This is a genomic window from Variovorax sp. 05N34, assembly GCF_056397405.1.
Genome location: NZ_JBFTNI010000002.1, coordinates 819,910 through 837,158, shown reverse-complemented (window position 1 = coordinate 837,158; position 17,249 = coordinate 819,910). Strand labels below are relative to the sequence as shown.

At 66.9% G+C, this 17,249-nt stretch carries 18 protein-coding genes; 7 read left to right on the top strand and 11 right to left on the bottom strand.

The features are described 5' to 3' along the window. Window positions 1–2: 2 nt before the first annotated feature. Entirely contained in the window at window positions 3–1,328 is a 1,326-nt protein-coding gene (locus AC1DMA_RS08330; RefSeq protein WP_478143875.1) for a ferredoxin reductase family protein, read from the top strand. A 48-nt stretch (window positions 1,329–1,376) separates the two neighbouring features. On the opposite strand, the gene AC1DMA_RS08325 is transcribed toward AC1DMA_RS08330, so the two are convergent. From AC1DMA_RS08325 to AC1DMA_RS08315, 3 genes are read right to left on the bottom strand one after another with little or no spacing between them, the layout of a single operon-like run. Beyond that, window positions 1,377–1,718 carry an NIPSNAP family protein gene (locus AC1DMA_RS08325; RefSeq protein WP_478124653.1) on the bottom strand — a complete coding sequence of 114 codons (342 nt, stop codon included), beginning with the start codon at window positions 1,716–1,718 and terminating at the stop codon, window positions 1,377–1,379. Beyond that, window positions 1,702–3,465 carry an FAD-dependent oxidoreductase gene (locus AC1DMA_RS08320; protein WP_478143976.1) on the bottom strand — a complete coding sequence of 588 codons (1,764 nt, stop codon included), beginning with the start codon at window positions 3,463–3,465 and terminating at the stop codon, window positions 1,702–1,704. The genes AC1DMA_RS08325 and AC1DMA_RS08320 overlap by 17 nt, the downstream gene beginning before the upstream one ends. Window positions 3,466–3,467: 2 nt before the next feature. Beyond that, entirely contained in the window at window positions 3,468–4,427 is a 960-nt protein-coding gene (locus tag AC1DMA_RS08315; protein ID WP_478143874.1) for a flavin reductase, read from the bottom strand. A 77-nt stretch (window positions 4,428–4,504) separates the two neighbouring features. Between AC1DMA_RS08315 and AC1DMA_RS08310 the strand changes: the two genes are divergently transcribed. The 4 genes from AC1DMA_RS08310 to AC1DMA_RS08295 are packed head-to-tail and all read left to right on the top strand — an operon-like array spanning window position 4,505 to window position 7,245. Beyond that, window positions 4,505–5,698: a thiolase family protein gene (locus AC1DMA_RS08310; RefSeq protein WP_478124650.1), complete on the top strand. Its 1,194-nt coding sequence runs from the start codon at window positions 4,505–4,507 to the stop codon at window positions 5,696–5,698. Further along, window positions 5,695–6,117, top strand: coding sequence for a Zn-ribbon domain-containing OB-fold protein (locus AC1DMA_RS08305; protein WP_478124649.1), 423 nt, complete (start codon window positions 5,695–5,697; stop codon window positions 6,115–6,117). Before AC1DMA_RS08310 ends, AC1DMA_RS08305 begins: the two co-directional genes overlap by 4 nt. 15 nt (window positions 6,118–6,132) lie before the next feature. Next, window positions 6,133–6,459 carry an NIPSNAP family protein gene (locus AC1DMA_RS08300; RefSeq protein ID WP_478124648.1) on the top strand — a complete coding sequence of 109 codons (327 nt, stop codon included), beginning with the start codon at window positions 6,133–6,135 and terminating at the stop codon, window positions 6,457–6,459. 27 nt (window positions 6,460–6,486) lie between these two features. Continuing rightward, window positions 6,487–7,245 carry a FadR/GntR family transcriptional regulator gene (locus tag AC1DMA_RS08295; protein WP_478124647.1) on the top strand — a complete coding sequence of 253 codons (759 nt, stop codon included), beginning with the start codon at window positions 6,487–6,489 and terminating at the stop codon, window positions 7,243–7,245. A 1-nt stretch (window position 7,246) separates the two neighbouring features. On the opposite strand, the gene AC1DMA_RS08290 is transcribed toward AC1DMA_RS08295, so the two are convergent. The 5 genes from AC1DMA_RS08290 to AC1DMA_RS08270 form a co-directional block, all read right to left on the bottom strand. Next, entirely contained in the window at window positions 7,247–8,722 is a 1,476-nt protein-coding gene (locus AC1DMA_RS08290) for an FAD-dependent oxidoreductase (protein WP_478124646.1), read from the bottom strand. Next, window positions 8,719–9,396: an EthD domain-containing protein gene (locus AC1DMA_RS08285; RefSeq protein ID WP_478143873.1), complete on the bottom strand. Its 678-nt coding sequence runs from the start codon at window positions 9,394–9,396 to the stop codon at window positions 8,719–8,721. Before AC1DMA_RS08285 ends, AC1DMA_RS08290 begins: the two co-directional genes overlap by 4 nt. Then, on the bottom strand, window positions 9,393–9,794 hold the full coding sequence (locus AC1DMA_RS08280) for a cupin domain-containing protein (protein WP_478124644.1): 402 nt from the start codon (window positions 9,792–9,794) through the stop codon (window positions 9,393–9,395). The genes AC1DMA_RS08285 and AC1DMA_RS08280 overlap by 4 nt, the downstream gene beginning before the upstream one ends. Window positions 9,795–9,801: 7 nt before the next feature. Beyond that, a complete protein-coding gene (locus AC1DMA_RS08275) occupies window positions 9,802–11,034 on the bottom strand; it encodes an amidohydrolase family protein (protein WP_478143872.1) in 1,233 nt (410 codons plus the stop codon). Window positions 11,035–11,173: 139 nt separating this feature from the next. Further along, window positions 11,174–11,884 (bottom strand): FadR/GntR family transcriptional regulator, encoded by a 711-nt coding sequence (locus AC1DMA_RS08270; protein ID WP_478124642.1) that lies wholly within the window; start codon window positions 11,882–11,884, stop codon window positions 11,174–11,176. Window positions 11,885–12,023: 139 nt separating this feature from the next. Between AC1DMA_RS08270 and AC1DMA_RS08265 the strand changes: the two genes are divergently transcribed. Then, the gene (locus AC1DMA_RS08265) at window positions 12,024–12,863 is read left to right on the top strand and encodes a hypothetical protein (protein ID WP_478143871.1); all 840 of its coding nucleotides are present in this window, start codon (window positions 12,024–12,026) and stop codon (window positions 12,861–12,863) included. 26 nt (window positions 12,864–12,889) lie between these two features. Then, window positions 12,890–13,987 carry a CaiB/BaiF CoA transferase family protein gene (locus AC1DMA_RS08260; RefSeq protein WP_478124640.1) on the top strand — a complete coding sequence of 366 codons (1,098 nt, stop codon included), beginning with the start codon at window positions 12,890–12,892 and terminating at the stop codon, window positions 13,985–13,987. 452 nt (window positions 13,988–14,439) lie between these two features. On the opposite strand, the gene AC1DMA_RS08255 is transcribed toward AC1DMA_RS08260, so the two are convergent. Genes AC1DMA_RS08255 through AC1DMA_RS08245 form a run of 3 tightly spaced genes read right to left on the bottom strand, consistent with a single transcriptional unit; the run spans window position 14,440 to window position 17,203 of the window. Beyond that, a complete protein-coding gene (locus AC1DMA_RS08255) occupies window positions 14,440–15,597 on the bottom strand; it encodes an MFS transporter (RefSeq protein ID WP_478124639.1) in 1,158 nt (385 codons plus the stop codon). Then, a complete protein-coding gene (locus tag AC1DMA_RS08250) occupies window positions 15,579–16,025 on the bottom strand; it encodes a Zn-ribbon domain-containing OB-fold protein (protein WP_478124638.1) in 447 nt (148 codons plus the stop codon). The genes AC1DMA_RS08255 and AC1DMA_RS08250 overlap by 19 nt, the downstream gene beginning before the upstream one ends. Continuing rightward, window positions 16,022–17,203: a thiolase C-terminal domain-containing protein gene (locus AC1DMA_RS08245; protein WP_478124637.1), complete on the bottom strand. Its 1,182-nt coding sequence runs from the start codon at window positions 17,201–17,203 to the stop codon at window positions 16,022–16,024. The genes AC1DMA_RS08250 and AC1DMA_RS08245 overlap by 4 nt, the downstream gene beginning before the upstream one ends. Window positions 17,204–17,249: the final 46 nt, after the last annotated feature.

Here is a 17,249-nt window from a genome sequence, read left to right as displayed (position 1 = left end):
ACATGACGAACCGCGATCTCCTGCGAAAGGCCGTCTGGGCCGTCATCTACCTGCTGTTCATCCTCGCGCCCATGCTCGCGCTGCTGACCGGCACCCTGCCACCGAGCCGCAATTTCTGGACCGAGTTCTCGGTGGGGCTCGGCTACACCGGCCTCGCGATGATGGGACTTCAGTTCGGGCTCACCGCGCGCTTCAGGTATGTCACCGATCCCTGGGGCGAAGATGTCATCTACCACTTTCACCGGCGCATCTCGCTCATCGCCGTGGCGCTCGTGGTGGCGCATCCACTCATCCTGATCGCCACCGGCTCCGACAAGCTCGCGCCGCCCGAGACGCTGGCCGATGTGCCCATGGGCGCCGTCTTCGCGGTGCTTTCGCTCGGCTCGGTCGTCACGCTCGTGGTCATGGCGCTGTGGCGTGTGCGCCTGAAGATCAGCTACGAGCTTTGGCACATCACGCACATCCTGCTTGCCCTGCTGGCCATCGGTGGCGGATTGCTCCACATGGTGGGCTGGGGCTTCTATCTGGTCGACCCCATGAAGCGCGCCCTCTGGATCGGCATGACGCTCTTCTGGATTGCCCTGCTGGCCTACGTGCGCATCTTGAAGCCGCTCTTCATGCTGCGGCGGCCCTATCGCGTGTCGGAAGTTCGCCAGGAACGCGGCGATACGACAACCCTCGTGATGCGGCCCGAGGGGCATGCGGGCTTTCGCTTCAGACCGGGCCAGTTCGGTTGGTTGACGCTATGGGGCAGCCCTTTCAAGATCACCGGCCATCCGTTTTCCTTCTCGTCGAGCGCCGAAGCCGCGGATGGACGCGTCGAGATGACCATCCGCAAGCTCGGCGATTTCACGAACGAAATCCCCAAGGTGCCGGTCGGCACGCGCATCTATCTGGACGGTCCCTACGGCGCATTCACCACAGGCAACCCGGCCGACATGCACGTGCTCATCGCTGGGGGCATCGGCATCACGCCGATGATGAGCATCATCCGCACCTTCGCGGATCGCGGGGACAAGCGGCCGCTGATCCTGATCTATGGCAGCAAGGATTGGGAGTCGGTGACCTTCCGGGAAGAACTGGACGTGCTGGCGAAGCGGGTCGACCTGACGGTGGTCCACGTGCTCTCGAACCCGCCTGAAGGTTGGACGGGTGAAAAAGGCCGCATCACGGTGGAGGTGTTCAAGCGCCACCTCCCGCCGAACTACGCGGCTCACGAGTATTTCATCTGCGGACCCGATGTGATGCTCGACGCGATCGAAGCGGCGCTGGGGGAGATGAAGGTGCCGCTGGCCAAGTACCACTCTGAACGGTATAGCTTTGTGTAGTAGTAGCTGTAGGGACTCATTGAAGTTTTCAGTCCCTCATCCTGACCTTCAGGTGGGAGATCTCCAGCCTGTCATCGGGACTGCCTTGATCAGCCGCGTCTCCTGCGCCGTGATCAGGTGCTCAGACGCTTTCAAATAGGCAGGGAAGTCCGGGTGCGCATCGCGCGCCTGGCAGCGCCGTTCGTAGTCGGCCAGGTCGTCATAGCCCCAAAGATGCACGAACTGGTTGAGCGGGCCGACATGGCTCACGTAGAAGCCCAGCGGCGTACCCAGCGTCTCCATCAGGAACGGCAGAGCCATCCGGTTGAAGACCTCGAGGAATTCCGGCATCTTGCGCAGCCGGATCGTGTAGATGCGCTGATCGACCAACGGCTTAGGCGGGTATGACATCGGCTTGACTTTCGGTCGTGGGAGTCATGTTGGTCGTTGAAGAAAGCGCCGGCTCCAGCCCGGCCAAGTGGCGGCCGGTGATGTAGCCGAAGGTCATGATCGGCCCCAGCGTGATGCCGGCGCCCGGGTAGTTGCCACCCATCACGCTGGCGCGGTCGTTACCTACCGCGTAGAGGCCCTCGATCGGCTGGCGCTGCGCATCGAGCACGCGGCCCACCACGTCGGTGGCGATGCCGTCGAAGGTGCCCAGGTCGCCCATCACCAAGCGCAGCGCGTAATAGGGACCCCGGCCGATCGGCGCCACACAGGGATTCGGCTTGTTGTCCGGGTCGGCGAGGTAGCGGTTGAAAGAGGTCGTGCCGCGGCCGAACTGGCGATCTTCACCGTGCACCGCGCCTTCGTTGTACTCGCGCACCGTCTGCTCAAGCCCGGCCGGGTCGATGCCGGCCTTCTGGGCCAACTCGCGCAATGTGGCGCCTTTGACCAGATAGCCGTTGCGCACCAGGGGCCCGAGCGGCACCGGCGCCGGCTTGGCATAGCCCATGCCGTACTTGCCGATCGTGGCCTGGTCGCAGACCAGCCACATCCCGGTGTCTGCGCCCTGCCCTGCCGCGACCATCGCCGCGCCCACGTCGTGGTACGAGTTCGACTCGTTGGTGAAGCGCCTGCCGCTCGTCCGCACGCCGATGATGCCGGGCTTGTAGCGGTCCAGCAGATGCGGAAAGGCGCCGTACTCTCCGTTTCCCAGCGGCACCTTCGATGTCGGCATCCAGGCCGCCGGCGAGCTGAAGCGAATCTCCACGCGCCCGCCCACCTTCTCGGCCATGCGTGCACCGTCGCCGGTATTCCCCCGGGGTACAGGTGAGAAATGCTCGCCACCTGCGCGCACGTGCGGGTAGGCCTGAGCGATGCGCTGCAGGTCATGCGAGAAACCGCCGCCGGCCAACACCACGCCCTTGCGAGCGACCATGCGCTGCAAGCCTTCCGGCCCCTTCACCAGTGCACCGATGACGCGACCGTCTTCGATGATCAGTTCCTGCGCCGGCGTGCTCGTGCGAATCGGAATCTTCAGGTCGAGCGCCGATTTCGCCAGCCGCGCCGCCAATGCATTGCCGCTCGTCACATTGATACCGCGACGATAGAGCACCAACTCCTTCACATGGTTGAGCAGGCGCTTGACGACGTACTGGAACGAAGCGAAGGACTTGCTGAAGCGGAAGAAATGCTTGAGATCCGCGTTGGCGGAGTTGAACATCATCCCGATGAAGGTGATGGTCGCGAGCGGCGGGCGCAGCCGAGCCATATCCGACCCCAGCGCGCGGATGTCGTAGGGCGCAGCAAGGATGGAACGTCCGATGTCCACGCCGCCGGCCGCGTCGGGATGGTAGTCGGGGTAGAGCGTGGGGATGAATCGCACCTCCGTCTCACTTTCGAAGAACTCCACCATCTCGGGGCCCCTGTCGATGAAAGCCTCGACCGCCGGAGCGTCGTACCAGCGCCCCGTCTCGGCCTTCATGTAGCGAATGACGGCCTCGCGCGTGTCGGCGTAGCCGGCCTTCTTCGCATGCGGCGACAGCGGAATCCACAGCACGCCGCCGGAAAAGGCAGTGGTGCCGCCGAAAACCGGCTCCTTCTCGACGACGATGACATCCAGGCCGTTCTTCGTGGCAGTGATGGCGGTCGAGAGGCCACCGGCGCCCGAGCCGATCACCAGCACGTCACATTCCGTCGTGGGTAGTTCATTCATGTTCATGCGAGGGTCTCCTGCGCTGCGGCATCGCGGCGAAGCTGGTCGAAGTAGTGGCTCATTTCGGCTTCCGCCGCGTCGGGGTCGCGCTCGCGCATGTGCGCCAGGATCTTCCGGCGCACCGGCACGAGCTCAGGACGGGCCCGAAGTGTGGAATCGGTCTGCAGCACATGCCGCAGCAGCGTCGTGAGCGTCTCCGCCACGACCACCAGCACGTCGTTGTGCGCGGCCTTGGTAACCAAGCGGAAGAACTCGATGCTGGCCTCGGCGCGATGCGCTGCATCCTGATAGTTTTCGATCTCGGCGATGTTGCTCTCGATGGCGTCGAAGTCCTCCGTCGCGCCGTTCTGGCATGCCAGGCGCAGCAGCATGCAATTGATCAGCCGCCGCGCCTGGTCGAGGTGGAGCGAATCGAGCTGTCCGCTCGCGGCCAACTCACGCAGCGACTGCGCCAGCATCATGTAGGCGCCCTTGTAGAACACCAGCGAGGCTTCCTGCCGGCCGTGGTCGAACTTCGCCACCTGGCCGAGGAAGAGCGCGTGGTCGCCGGCGAGGTGCTCGGCGAACTTGTCGCATTCGAAGGTGGCCACGCTGCCGGCGATCACCGGCAGCCCGCGGTGGCCCGACGTCCATGCCACGCCATCGAACTTGTCGACGACGGCACCACTGGCGAAGCGCGCCGACAGCTCCTTCTGGTCCTCCGCCAGCACATTGATCGCGAAGGCACCGCTCTGACGGAAGTCCTCCAGGCTCTTGCTGGCCAGTCGCAGGCCCCAGGACACCAGCGGCGGCTCCAGCGACACCGAGCTGAAAGAGTTGCAGGTGAGTCCGATCGGTTTTCCATCGGAGCCAGTGGTGGTGATGATGGCGACGCCAGTCGGGAAGCTGCCGAGCGCGCTGCGGAAGGCCCGCACGTCGAAGGCGTTCTGCGTGTCGGCGGACGCGAGGTTCGGGTTCGTCACGGGTTTGTTCCAGAAGTTGAATGGTTAGACCATTATAGATATACTGGCCTACCATTTCAACCAAGGGGACCCACCCAATGACTCGTCGAGTTGCCATCATTGGCACCAGCGCGATCCCGGTCGGCCGCCACCAGACCAAGGCGGAAGAGCCGCTGCAGGTGCTGGAGCAGGAGATCATGACCAAGCTGGTGGTCGAGGCAGTCGCGGACGCCGGCGTCGAGAAGAAGGACATCGGCAGTCTGGTGCTGACGCTGCCCAGGCCCTACACGCTGCAGAAGTACTTCTCCACTTTCCTGGTCAGCCATCTACGTCTGCAATGCACCGGCAGCGTGCTGGAGGTGATGGGCAACGGCATGACTGGCGCTGTCTGCTTCGACCGGGCCTGCGACGAGATCCTGCTCGGCCGCACCGAGGTCGCGCTCGCGCTGGGCATCAACATGGAGGCGGCCACGCCGGCCTCCGAGCACGCGATGAGCAGCATGCGCACCACGGGCGACGTGGACTTCCATGCCTCGGGCGGCTTCATCCCCATCAGCTGGTACGCCATGGATGCCATGCGCTACATGCACGAATACGGCGCCACGCGCGAGCAGCTGGGTGCGGTCGCTGTCAAGAACCGCTGGCATGCCTCGATGAACCCGCTGGCGCAGTACCGCAAGCCGATCACCCTGCCGGAGGTGCTGGAGCAGCGACCGATCGTGGAGCCGCTGGGCCTCTATGACGTGCCGGGCCGCAGCGACGGCGCGGCCTGCCTCGTGCTGGCGTCCGAGGAGGTCGCGAAGTCGCTCGGCCGCCCCTATGCGCTGGTGCGCGGGCGCGGCTTCTGCCATGACGGGTCGCACCAGATCAACGAGGTGCCGAACGACATGACCGAGCTGATCGCCGCAAAGCAGGCGGCCGCCACGGCGTACGCGCAGGCAGGGCTCGCCGCGAAGGACATCAACGTGGCCGAGTTCTATGCGCCCTGCACCATCGTCGAGGTGCTGGTGAGCGAGGCGGTGGGCTTCTTCGGGCGCGGGGAAGGCGCACCTGCCGCCGCCGACGGCCGCACAAAGCTCGGCGGGCAGATTCCGATCTCGACCTCTGGCGGCCTGACCTCGCGCGGCCATCCGGCGTACGTCACATCCCTCTACAACTACTGCGAGATGGCCGACCAGCTGCGTGGCCGCGCCGGCGAACGCCAGGTCGCGGGTGCACGCCTGGGCCTGACTACCGGCGAACTCGGCAACTACAACGCCGCCCTTGTCCACGTGATGGAGGCCCAACGATGACGCTCGAGATGATTCCCGTGGGACGTACGCGCGCCTACCCGCCGCGCGTGTCGGCCTTCACGCAGACCTTCTGGGAAGGCCTTCGCGACGGCCGCTGGCAAAGCACCTGCTGCGAGGCCTGCGGCAAGTTCACCTTCCCGCCCAAGCCGGTATGCCCGTATTGCTGGTCGCCGCGGATGCAGTGGAAAGAGCTGGGACAGCGCGGCACGCTCTATTCATGGACACGCATCCATGCCGCACCCAAGGTGTTCGTGGACGAAGCGCCCTATGCCGTGTGCGTGGTCGACCTCGACATTGGCCTGCGAATCGCCACCCGTCTCGTCGAGCGGGATGGCAAGCCGTTCGAGTGCGGCATACCGGTCGAACTCGTCGTCCTTCAGTACGAGGACGGGCCGCTGCTCGCCTCGCGTCCGCTCTAGTAAAGGATTCACCCCTTGTTCTACGAATTCCGCACCTATACCTGTGCTCCGGGCAAGTTGCCCGCAGTCCTCAAGCGCTTCGAGACGACCACCCTCGGACTCTTCGAGAAATACAGCATCCGCCGCGTGACGCCGGTCTTCACCGTGGCCGTCGGCGAAGACAACATGCAGGTCAAGTACATGCTCCAGTGGGAATCGCACGAGGAACGCGACCGCGCATGGGCGGCTTTCCGTGCCGATCCCGCTTGGCAAAAGGCCCTGGCCGAGTCTGACAAGGACGGCCCGGCGGTCGTCAGGATCGCCAATGAACTGCTCGCGGCGGCGTTTCCGCTGGCCGGTTGAACGGGGCGAGGGGCTAGAATCCGCGCCGTGAGCCACGCCGACCTCCGCACGAAAGAAGCCTTCGAATCCTCCCTTGGATTCGAGCCCATCGCACCCTCGCGCGCGTTCGAAGAGATCGCGGCGCAGATCCGCGACCTGGTGGCCACCGGCCGGCTCAAGCCCGGCGACCGCCTCCCCGCCGAACGCGATCTCTCCGCAAAATTCAAGGTCAGCCGCAACACGCTTCGCGAGGCGCTGCGTGCCCTCGAACTGAGCGGAATGATCGAGCTGCGCAAGGGCGCCGCCGGCGGCGCCTTCGTGCTTCCGGGCAACTCCGGCGTGGTCGTCAACGGCCTGCGGGACCTCTATCACCTCGGCGCCATCAAGCCCGCGCATCTCACCGAGGCGCGCGTCTGGCTGAGCGAGATCGTGGTGCGGGTGGCCTGCGAGCGCCTGACCGAAGACGATCTGAAGGCGCTCGAACTCAACGTGGCACAGGCCACCAAGGCCGACAAGGCCGGCAACTTCGAGGAGCGCGCGGACTTGCATCGCGAGTTCCACAACCTGTTGGCCGCAGCCACCCGCAACCCCATCATCGAGATCACGATGGAAGGTGTGATGGAAGTGATGCGCGAGTTCGTCAAGGCCATCGGCCCGAGCGACAACCCCTACACCCTGCCCTCGCGCCGCCGGCTGCTCAAGCACCTGCGTGCACGTGACGCCGATGCAGCGGTCGCCGAGATGAACAAGTTCCTGGAACGCCTGCAAGCGAACTACATGGAACTCTGGAACTCGCGCAAGCAGTGAGTCATGCGGCAGCGGTCGCCGCGAATCGTCCTGCCCGCCTCCCCGACGTCACTGCCCAGCAGATGTGATGGCCGTTGCCGGCCAGAAGCGCGCCGCCCTGCCCTGCGGCGCCCGCCGCGTAGAGCCTGGGAATCATGCTGTCATCCGCACGCAGCACCTGGTGCGAGCCGTTGACCGCCAGTCCGCCATCGGTGATGACGATCCTTGCCTCCAATGGGCCGAGCGCATGCAGCGGCGATTGCCATTGGCGACTCCTCAAGGTGCTTTCGAGCGCATCGGCCGGCAGTCCCATCGCACGAGCCAGCGCCGCTGCAGTGGTGCCAGTGCGATACAGGTCCTTGCGATGCCGCCGGTAGTCCGGCAGGTAGGCGAAGGCGACACCCGGAGCGGTCGAGACATGGTGCGGCGGCGCCGAGAACCTGCGCGCGAGCGCATCGTCGAACACCAGCCAAGCCTGCCCGCCCGGCTGCGCGGCGATCGCGAGACCGGGTGCCAGCTGTTCGTCGGCGAAGCACTCGCCGTCGCGGTTGACCAGCACGGCGCCGCTGCGCACCAGGCTTGCTTCCGGCCCCAGCGAGGCGGTCATGAAGGACATCACGAAGGGACGAAAGAGCGCGGCCGGCAGTGCCGCGAGCGCCAGCGCCATGAGCTTGCCGAGCGCCCATGAAGGCGGCAGCCGCTGTACCAGGCTCGGTCTCGCCGGCGCGCCGAAGCGCAGGCCGGGGCCGAAGACCACCTCGCCGTTGACGATGCGCGCGCCGATCGCTTCGGCCAGCCGGTGGCCGTCGCCGGTCGCCGTCGGGTTGACGCCCGGGACGTGCGCTAGCTCCGGCCGAAAACGTGCCTTCAGCGCAGCTCCGTTGCTGTAGTCGCCGGAGCAGAGGATCACGCCGCGCCGCGCGGTGATCTCCACACGCCGCCCGTCGATGAGCGCTTCGACGCCCCCTACACCGCCGTCATCCGCGCGCAGCAGTTCGGTCGCCCGGGCACCGCACAACACCCGCGCGCCGCGGCGCTTCGCCTCCCTCGACAGGTAGTAGGGATAGGCTCGCGAGTTCGGCAGCACGTTGTGCATGCGAGGATGGCGGTGCGGGGGATCGGCAGTGGGCCCGTAGAAGCTCAGCCCCAGCGACATCAGCCAGTGCAGCGTGTCGGCCGCGTTGTCCACCAGCAGGCGCCGGAACGCGCGGTTCTCCTGCGACGCGAACGGGCCCATGAAATGGTCCATGTCCTCGAAGTGCTCGTCGGGCGAATCGACGATGCCGGCGCGCTGCTGCAGGCGCGAGCCCGCAGCATTGATGGAGCCGACGGACAGCCGGCTGCTGCCGCCCGGGACCGGGTTCTTCTCCAGCACCAGCACGCTGGCGCCTGCGGCAGCCGCCTCGATGGCGGCAGCGAGCCCGGAAGCGCCGCCGCCGACCACCACCACGTCGGCCGCGTCCACGCCATCCCACTGGCGAGAGGACGTCCCGCTCACACGATCTTCACTTCCTGCACGAGATACACGGCCACGGACTCAAGCAGCGGGTCCTCGAAGACCAGCCCGCGGCCGGCGGGCGATTCCAGCGCCGCGCGCGCCGAAGCGGCATCGTCGAACCACAGCTCGCCCACCGCCTCGGCGCCTGATGGGTCGCCCGACGGCACGCCGGCCGCCACGGGATGCGCACGATCCACTACGAAGTTCTCCACGAAGCGGCGGGCACCGGGCAGCTCGCACGCAGCGTCACGGTGCGCTGCCAGCCAGCGCTCGCGCAGACCGCCCGGCGTGGCGTCGGCGCGGCAGGTCGACACCCACATCAGCTTGGCCGGCGTCGCCGATCCCGGCATCAACTCATCGGCCTCGATCACGAGGATGGTGATCCCGCCATGAAATTTGGGAATGTCGAGCTTGCAGGCCGCGTACTGGGGCGACGCATCGGACACTTCCATCGCAGCGATGCTCGGAAAGGACAGCTGCGCGATGCCGTCGATCGCCTGCAGCGGCGAGCCCGGCGCTTCATACAGTCGCTCGCGGATATGGTTCTGCCGGTAGGTGCCCAGGCCAGGCAGACGGGCCGCCAGCGGTCCGTGCACGTCGAGCCAGTGGCTCTTGAACTGCGCCCGCGTCACATCCGCACGCCGGCTGAACAGCGCGCATCGGTAGATCGTCACTTGAGTTCCTTGCCGGCATGCTCCCCCTCGAGGAAGCGGTTGGGCTTGAGGAAGAAGGACAGCACCAGCGCGCCGCCGGGCGATCGGGCCAGGTGCCGGTTGCCCTTCGGGCGCCAGACGAAGTCGCCCTCGCGCACCTCGCCTTCGTCGTCGACGATGCTGCCCTCGAGCACGTAGGTCTGCTCGACCTCCACGTGCTCGTGCAGCGGCAATTGCGTGCCCGGCTGCCAGCGGAACAGCGCTGTCAGCAGCCCGCTGGCGTCGTCCTGCATCAGCACCTTCATCTCGATGCCGGGCGTGGGCGTTGGCTTCCAGGGCAGGCTCGCCACGTCCACGTAGCGGGATGCGTCCGCCTCCAGCCCTTCGTGCCCGGGATGGAAGGGCGTGAAGGTCGTCATCGCCCCGTCAGAACTGGTAGCCGTACTTGGCGGCGGCTTCCTTGAAGCCGAAAACGCGCGCGGCGTTCTCACCCAGCACCTTGCGGCGCGACACCTCGCTCATATGGCCCATCTGGCGCTCGATGGCCTGGGCCGAGTGCGGCCAGGTGCCCTCGTGGTGCGGGTAGTCGTTGGCCCACATGAAGTTGTCCTGCAGCCCATGTTCCTCCATCAGGCCGAGGCCGGCGCGGTCCTCCCCGAAAGTCGCGAAGCCGCGCGCCTTGAAGTAGTCCGAGGGCAGCATTTTCAGCTTGGGCCGTACCCAGAAGTGGTGCTTCAGGTAAGCCTCGTCCATTGCGTCCAGCATCCATGGCACCCAGCCGATGCCGGCCTCGACACTGCCGAAGCGCAGGTCTGGGAAGCGCTCGGCCACGCCCGAGGCGCAGATGTTCACCAGCGGCTCAAGAGTTGGCGACAGCGAGTGCACCACGTAGTTCACCACCGCGCCGCCATTGCCGCGCGTCGTGCGCGGGTCCTTGCCGGTGGAGACGTGGAACGTCGCCGGCACGCCCGCCTCGACGAAGCGCGCCCACATCGGGTCGAACTCCACCTTGTTGTAGTTGAGCTCGTTGGTCTTGGGCGGGCCGAACAGCGGCTTGCATGGCAGCGTGAAGTGACGGAAGCCCAGCTTCAGGCAGCGGTCGATCTCCTTGAGCGTCGCTTCGATGTTGCCGGTGGCCAGCGCCGCGGCCGGCGACAGGCGCTCGACGTGGGGGCCGAAGTTCTCCCAGGCCCAGGTGTTGTAGACCTCGCACTGCGCGTGGGCAAAGTCGGGATCGAACGTGTACCACATGCCCAGGCCCTTGCCGGGGAAGATGATCTCGCCATCGATGCCGTCGAGTTCCAGGTCGTTCAGCCGCTGCTCCACGCTGGGGCCGCGCTCGGAAGCGGTCGCGCCAGCCTTGGAGCGGGCCAGGTCCTCGCCCTCGAGCTTGGCAAGGATGAGGCGGTCAGGCTGCTCCGACGCTTCCATCTTGCGCCACTGCACGCCCTTCTCGTCGATCCACACCTTGGGCAGGCGGTCGCGGTACTTGGCGTCGATGCGCTCGGCCCACAGGTTGCCGGGCTCGTTGGCATGCGTGTCCGCCGAGATCATCAGGTACTTGTTGGCGGCTCCGGGCTGCGGCGACTTCTCCCAACCGGCAGWGCCGGGGGTGTTCAGGCGCCATTGGTTGGCTTCGTTGACGACGATCTCGGTCATGACAGGGGTCCTCGGTGGGAATGCGTGGAAGGTTGAACCACTATATGTGAATGGTTTGACCATTCTAAACAGCGAAGAGCACCTGTCAAGCCCCTGGGCCGGGACGAGCCCTCGCTCGGGGCGGGGGATCAGTGGGAAATCAGCGAGAAGTCTTGCGGGCGGGCGCGGGCACCGACGCGGGCACGGCATCCATGCCTTCCTGCACGATCGTCAGGTACTCGTCCATTCCTTTGGCCGCGGCCTTCGCATCGCGCGCTCGCAAGGCCTTCAGGATGCGCCGACGCACCGGCACCAACTCGGGGCGCGCCTTGCGGCCGGTCTGGTCGATCACGTAGCGGATGATGTCCGACAGCGAATCGACCAGCATCGCCAGCACTTCGTTGCGCGTGGCCCGGGCGATCAGACCGAAGAAGCGCACGCCCGCGTCGGCGCGCTTGGGTAAATCTTCGCTCTTCTCGATCTCCATCATGTTCTGCTCGATGGCGGCAAAATCCTCCTCCGTCGCGCGCTCGCAGGCCAGCTGGATCACCATGCCGTTGATGAGCCGCCGCGCCTCGACCAGACCGGCCAGCGACACACGGCCCAGGAACATCAGATCCTGCAGCGACTGCGTGAGCAACGCCGGGTTGCCGTCGCGGATAAAGGCGCCGCCTTTCACGCCCTTCTGCAGGGATACGACGCCGGAGATCTCCAGGGTGCGCAGCGCCTCGCGCACCGCGGGCCGGCTGACCTGGAACTCCACCGCCAGGTCGCGTTCGGCCGGCAGCTTGTCACCGGGCTTGAGCATGCCGGAGGCTAGGCGCTTTCGGATCTGCTCGCAGATCTCCTCGAAGACGCGACGCGTCTTCACCTCCTGGAAGGACAGCTGCGGAATGGGTTGCATCACTTGGGTCGTCAAAGTTGTGTTGACCGAGGATAGCCCAAGGGCACCAAGGGTCTGACAGCTCAATTTCGTAGACTTGCAATGGACTGACCATTACACTTCATCCATGGCCAACCCTCCCACGATCCACCATCTTCCCGCCGGCCGCGTGCTGGTCTTCGATTCCGCGACCTATGTCGAGAGCCATGTGGCCCACGCGCCCGATACCGTCGGCGACGTGGTCGTCAACGCCTCATACAGCGGCGTGCTTTGCGCCCGCATGGTGATGCTGGCGAGGCCGCAGGCCGTCATCGGGCTGGACTGTGCGATCGGCAAGGATGGCGCGGGCATCGCGGGCCTGTGGTACTACGAGGCACTGGGCGTGCCGGCCGCCGCAGCCGACGTGATGACCGCCGAGATGGGCAACGGCGCCGATCTGTACGACCACGGCATCGTCAGCCGTGTGAACGACGCAGCGCAGGCGCTGGGCATCACGCCAGGCATGACGGTACGCGATGCCGCGCGCTGCATGCTGACGGGCGAGAATAAGCCCGCGACCTTCGATCCCGCGCGCCGACTCGTGGTGCACACGGCCGATAGCGGCCGCAGCATCGTGTGCACCGATTCCATCGCCTACGCCCGGCCCGAGGACCGCGAGCGCAATGTCCTGTGCACCGCCGGCCACACCGGGCGCAGCGTGGTCGGCTACTTCCGCGACTTCCGCCCCTGGGCCTTCATCTGCTCCGACGGCGGCGGCGGCAAGAACGGTAGCGGCCTGAGCGCGCTCGAGGCCGTAGAGCCCGACGGCATTGCCGGTGCCAGCGTGAGTGCGCTCACCGCACGCATGGGCGATGGCCAGAGTACCTACTTCGACGGCGTGATCAGCGCCGCCAACCGCATCGCCCGCGACAAGGGCGTGCGCGTCGGGCAATCCGCCCGCGAGGCCGCCCTGCTGCTTTTGGCCTGAACATCTCGAAACCCTGGAGAAACTGGATGAAGACCGAATCCCCTTCCGGCCCCTTGCGCGGCCTGCGCGTTGTCGAGTTCGCCGGCATCGGCCCCGGTCCGTTCGCTTGCATGCTGCTGTCCGACATGGGCGCGGATGTCGTCACCATCGACCGGCCCGGCAAGAAGCTGGGCGAGCCGCACAACATCACCGGCCGGGGCCGCAGCGTGGTGCTGGCCGACCTGAAGGACGCCGCCGCGCGCGAGCAGGTGTTCAAGCTGCTGGAGAAGGCCGACGTGTTGATCGAAGGCTACCGCCCCGGCGTGATGGAGCGCCTCGGATTCGGCCCCGACACGGTGCTCACGCGCAACCCGCGCATCGTCTACGGCCGCATGACGGGCTGGGGCCAGGAGGGACCGCTCGCGCAATCTGCCGGCCATGACCTCAACTACATCGCGATCAGCGGCGCGCTCCATGCGATCGGGCCGAAGGACGGCGCGCCCGTGCCGCCGCTGAACCTGATCGGCGACTACGGCGGCGGCAGCCTTTACCTCATCGTCGGCGTCCTGGCGGCGCTGCGCGAGGCGGGCCTTTCCGGTCGCGGCCAGGTGGTGGACGCAGCCATGAGCGACGGCGCCGCCTCACTGATGACCAATTTCGTGAGCCAGCAGATGCGCGGCGTGTTCGGCGAAACGCGCGGCAGCAATCTGCTCGACGGCGGTGCGCCCTACTACCGCGTGTATGAGACCGCGGACGGGGAGCATGTCACGCTCGGTGCGATCGAGCCGCAGTTCTTCTCGGAGTTCTGCGAGCGTGTCGGACTTCCGGCCGAGCTGCACCGCGCGCAGAACGATCGCGCGCAATGGCCCCGGCTGCACGATGAGTTCGCCCGCGTCTTCAAGCAGAAGACGCAGCAGGAATGGACGGCCGCACTGGAAGGCACCGACGTGTGCTTCGCCCCCGTGCTGCCCCTGTCGCGGGCACAGGTGCATCCGCACAACCGAGCGCGCAACACGTTCGTAGAGGTGGAAGGCGTCCGCCAGCCGGCGCCCGCCCCGCGCTTCTCCCGCACGCCTTCGCAGATTCAGGGACCGGCGCCGAAACAGCCAACGCCTGCAGCCGACGTGCTCGAGCGTTGGCAATGAGCGCTGCACCCGGCGCGCGAGTCCGCCTGCTCGCGGCGGCAGCCTTCTTCAGCGCCGCGGCGCTTCGGGTGTGCGATTCGCCGCTGCCGCGCTTCGCTCTCGAATTTCACCGCGGCGCGGGCGATGCAGTCCGCCTCATCGTCGCCTTTGCAGTCGCCTATGGACTGATGCAGCTGTTGTCCGCTCGCGGACCGCTTCGGCAAGCAGCGCTTGATGACGTTTGCGCTCGTCGGCTGCGGCCTCACTTCGGCAGCCGCGGCACGCGCGGACTTCTTCGACGCGCTGCTGGCCTGGCGCGCACTGTGGGGCATGGCGGCGGCTGGCATCGACCGAGCCGCCGAAGACCACCACACCGAGCGATTGGCTCCAAGCGTATGCCGCCCCGCTGCTGCTGCCTGCGGCCGCCCTGTCCGTTGTGGGCGCAGGCTTCGCCCCGCTGCTCCGGCGGCGGGTCAGCGTCGCCGGATAGCGAAGGCACCGCCCGCCGCCAGCAGCACCGAGACCGCCCAGAACACCGCGATCATCCCGACGGCCGAGCCCAGCGCGCCGAACAGCATTGGCAGGAAGGTCTGGCTCGCGCTGGTGATGGTGGAACGCACGCCGACCGCCTCGCCAATGCGGTCCTCGGGCGAATGCCTGTGAACGAGTGCCATCGAGACGGGTTGCCCGCAACCCAGGCTCATCCCGAGCAGGAAGGACGCGACCATCAGCGGCCCGAAGTCGCTCAGGAGCGGGAAGGCCAGGTACCCCAGCGCCGTGACGAACAAGGCGCCACCCATCGTGCCCCATTCGCCCGCGCCGCGCGAGATGCGCGGCAGCAGCAGTCGGATCGCAAAGGTCCCGACGCCGAAGAGGCCCATCAGCGCGCCGGTGCTGGTCGCGCTCAAGCCGGCCCGCACGCCCTGCAGCGGTGCCAGAAAAGTGAACAGGTCCCAGCCCATCGAAAGCAGCCCACTGACAAAGAACACCGCGCGCAGCGGTCCTTGGGTCAGCAAGTCGCCGACGCGCGGCCGCGCCTGAGCGCCCTCCCCCGACGGCGGCAGACGATATCGGGAGGCCGCGCGGCGCAACAGCGCCAAGCTCGCGAGCGCGAAGGCGCACAAGGCCAGAAAGGACCAGCGATGCCCGGAATGATCGATGACCACACCCGCCAGCATCGGCCCCGTGAGCCCCGACAGCGAGAACACGACGGCCATCACGGAGAAGGCATCCGTGCGGCGCTGCGGTGCGCTGGCGCGGCCGATCGCCAGGTTGATTGCGACATGCGCCGACATGTAGCCCGTACCGGTCAGCACGCTCGCGGCATAGAGCGAGGGCATCGAGGGCCATGCGGCGACCAGCAGGCCGGCCACCAGCAGCAGCGCCAGGCCGCCGGCCGCGAAGGGCGCGTAGCCGATGCGGTCCGACCAGCGTCCGATCTTCACCGCGGCCAGCATCGGAACGATCATCACGAGCCCCAGCAGGGTGCCGATCGCCAGCGGCGATGCATGCAGCGCGACTGCGTGCAGCGTGATCGTGAAGCGGTTGCCGGCGAACGCCGCGTGCCCGACCCCGAGCGCGACGATCAGCCCGAGCGGCAGGCCGGCCGAACCTAGGCCACGCAGCGCCACTGCATCAGCGTGTACGACGGCTCGGCCTGCGGGTGGTGCTCGAAGACCCCCTCAACCTCGGCGCCAATCACCACCTGCCGCATCGGATCGCCGAGCAGGTTCCCGAGCATGCGCACGCCGCCGGCCTGCTGCAGCTCCACCAGCACCACGAGGTACGGTCCTGCGCCCTTCAGGCAGGGATGCACTGGGTGCCACACGCGCTCCCAGCTGTAGATGCGGCCGCGCGGCGCGACCTCGACCCAGTCCGGGTCGAAGCGATGGCAGTGGTGGCAGATCCATTCCGGTCCGAACTGCCACGTGCCGCAACCGCCGCAGCGCTGCACTCGCAGGCGGTTCTCGCTCAAGCCGCTCCAGTAGGGCCTGGAGAGGCCGTCCGGCTCGGGGACCGGAATAGGCAAGCCGGGTGGCAGATAGGTATGAGCGCTCACAGTGCAGCCTCCGATCCGAGCATGAGATTGCTGACGGGCGTGACCATCGGCCCGCCGATGACCAGCGCCACGTCGTTGCGCGGCGCCTGCGCGGTGGAGGTGCCGCGCACCTGCCGCACCGCTTCGAGCACCAGCTCGAAGCCATGCATGTAGCACTCGGCCAGATTGCCACCGCTGGTGTTGAGCGGCAGCTTGCCGCTGGGTGCCAGCAGGTTCTCGAGCCGTAGGAATTCGTTGGCCTCGTCCGGATGGAAGAAGCCGTGCTCGGCCAGCGCCATCAGCACGCCGCCGGTGAAGTTCTCGTAGCTCTGCACCACGCCCACGTCCTTCGGTGTGACACCGGCCATGCGGTAGAGATTCGGCGCGACGGTGGCGAAGCTGGAGCTCGCGTAGTTAGGCGTGTTGTGGGGCACCGCGCCCACGCGCTCGTCCGACCCGGTGGCCGCGCCGAGGACGTACACCGGCCTGTTGGGAAAGTCCTTCGCCCGCTCCGCCGGCACCATGATCACCGCGGCCGCCCCATCGTTCTCCATGCAGCAATCGAACAGATGGAAGGGCTCGACGATCCAGCGCGAATCGTCGTACTGCGCCTCGGTCAACGGCTTGCCGTGCATCACCGCTCGCGGGTTGCGCTGGGCATGCGCATAGGACGCCATGGCGATCGCGCGCAGCGCCTCCTGCTTCACCCCGTGATCGTGCATGAATCGGCGCGCCTTCATAGCGAACTTCTGAGCGGGCGACAGCACGCCGTAGGGCGCCTGCCAGGCCATGTCGCCGGAAATCGTCGGCCCGGTGGGCGCCTGCCCGAAGCGGCCGAACTGCCCCTGTGCCAGCGCACGGAACGCGACGACGCAGTCCGACAGGCCGCCCGCGACTGCGGCCGCGCCATTGGCCACTGCCGCGCAATTGCCGCCGCCCCCGCCCCCCCACTGCATGGTGGTGGAGCGCAGTTGCCGCAGCCCGAGCGCGGCAGCCAGGCGCGAGGGATCGTTGCGATCGTTGCTGTACGAGGCGAAGCCATCGATCTCGCGCGGGTCGATCCCGGCATCGCGGCAGGCACCGAGGATCGCCTTGAGCGCCAGCTTGAACTCGGAATCGGGCGACTGGCCATGACGGTAGTAGGTCGTCTCGCCGATGCCGACGATGGCGACGCGACCGCGCAATGTTCGGTTGTTCATGCTCAAAACATCTAACTGTTGAATGGTTGGACCAATGCTATCACAG

Bases quoted from the DNA above. Each gene is read 5' to 3' on its own strand.
- AC1DMA_RS08310 (WP_478124650.1), top strand. From the start codon at position 4,505: ATGACTCGTCGAGTTGCCATCATTGGCACCAGCGCGATCCCGGTCGGC.
- AC1DMA_RS08305 (WP_478124649.1), top strand. From the start codon at position 5,695: ATGACGCTCGAGATGATTCCCGTGGGACGTACGCGCGCCTACCCGCCG.
- AC1DMA_RS08260 (WP_478124640.1), top strand. From the start codon at position 12,890: ATGAAGACCGAATCCCCTTCCGGCCCCTTGCGCGGCCTGCGCGTTGTC.
- AC1DMA_RS08320 (WP_478143976.1), bottom strand. From the start codon at position 3,465: ATGAATGAACTACCCACGACGGAATGTGACGTGCTGGTGATCGGCTCG.
- AC1DMA_RS08265 (WP_478143871.1), top strand. From the start codon at position 12,024: ATGGCCAACCCTCCCACGATCCACCATCTTCCCGCCGGCCGCGTGCTG.
- AC1DMA_RS08325 (WP_478124653.1), bottom strand. From the start codon at position 1,718: ATGTCATACCCGCCTAAGCCGTTGGTCGATCAGCGCATCTACACGATC.
- AC1DMA_RS08245 (WP_478124637.1), bottom strand. From the start codon at position 17,203: ATGAACAACCGAACATTGCGCGGTCGCGTCGCCATCGTCGGCATCGGC.
- AC1DMA_RS08280 (WP_478124644.1), bottom strand. From the start codon at position 9,794: ATGACGACCTTCACGCCCTTCCATCCCGGGCACGAAGGGCTGGAGGCG.
- AC1DMA_RS08330 (WP_478143875.1), top strand. From the start codon at position 3: ATGACGAACCGCGATCTCCTGCGAAAGGCCGTCTGGGCCGTCATCTAC.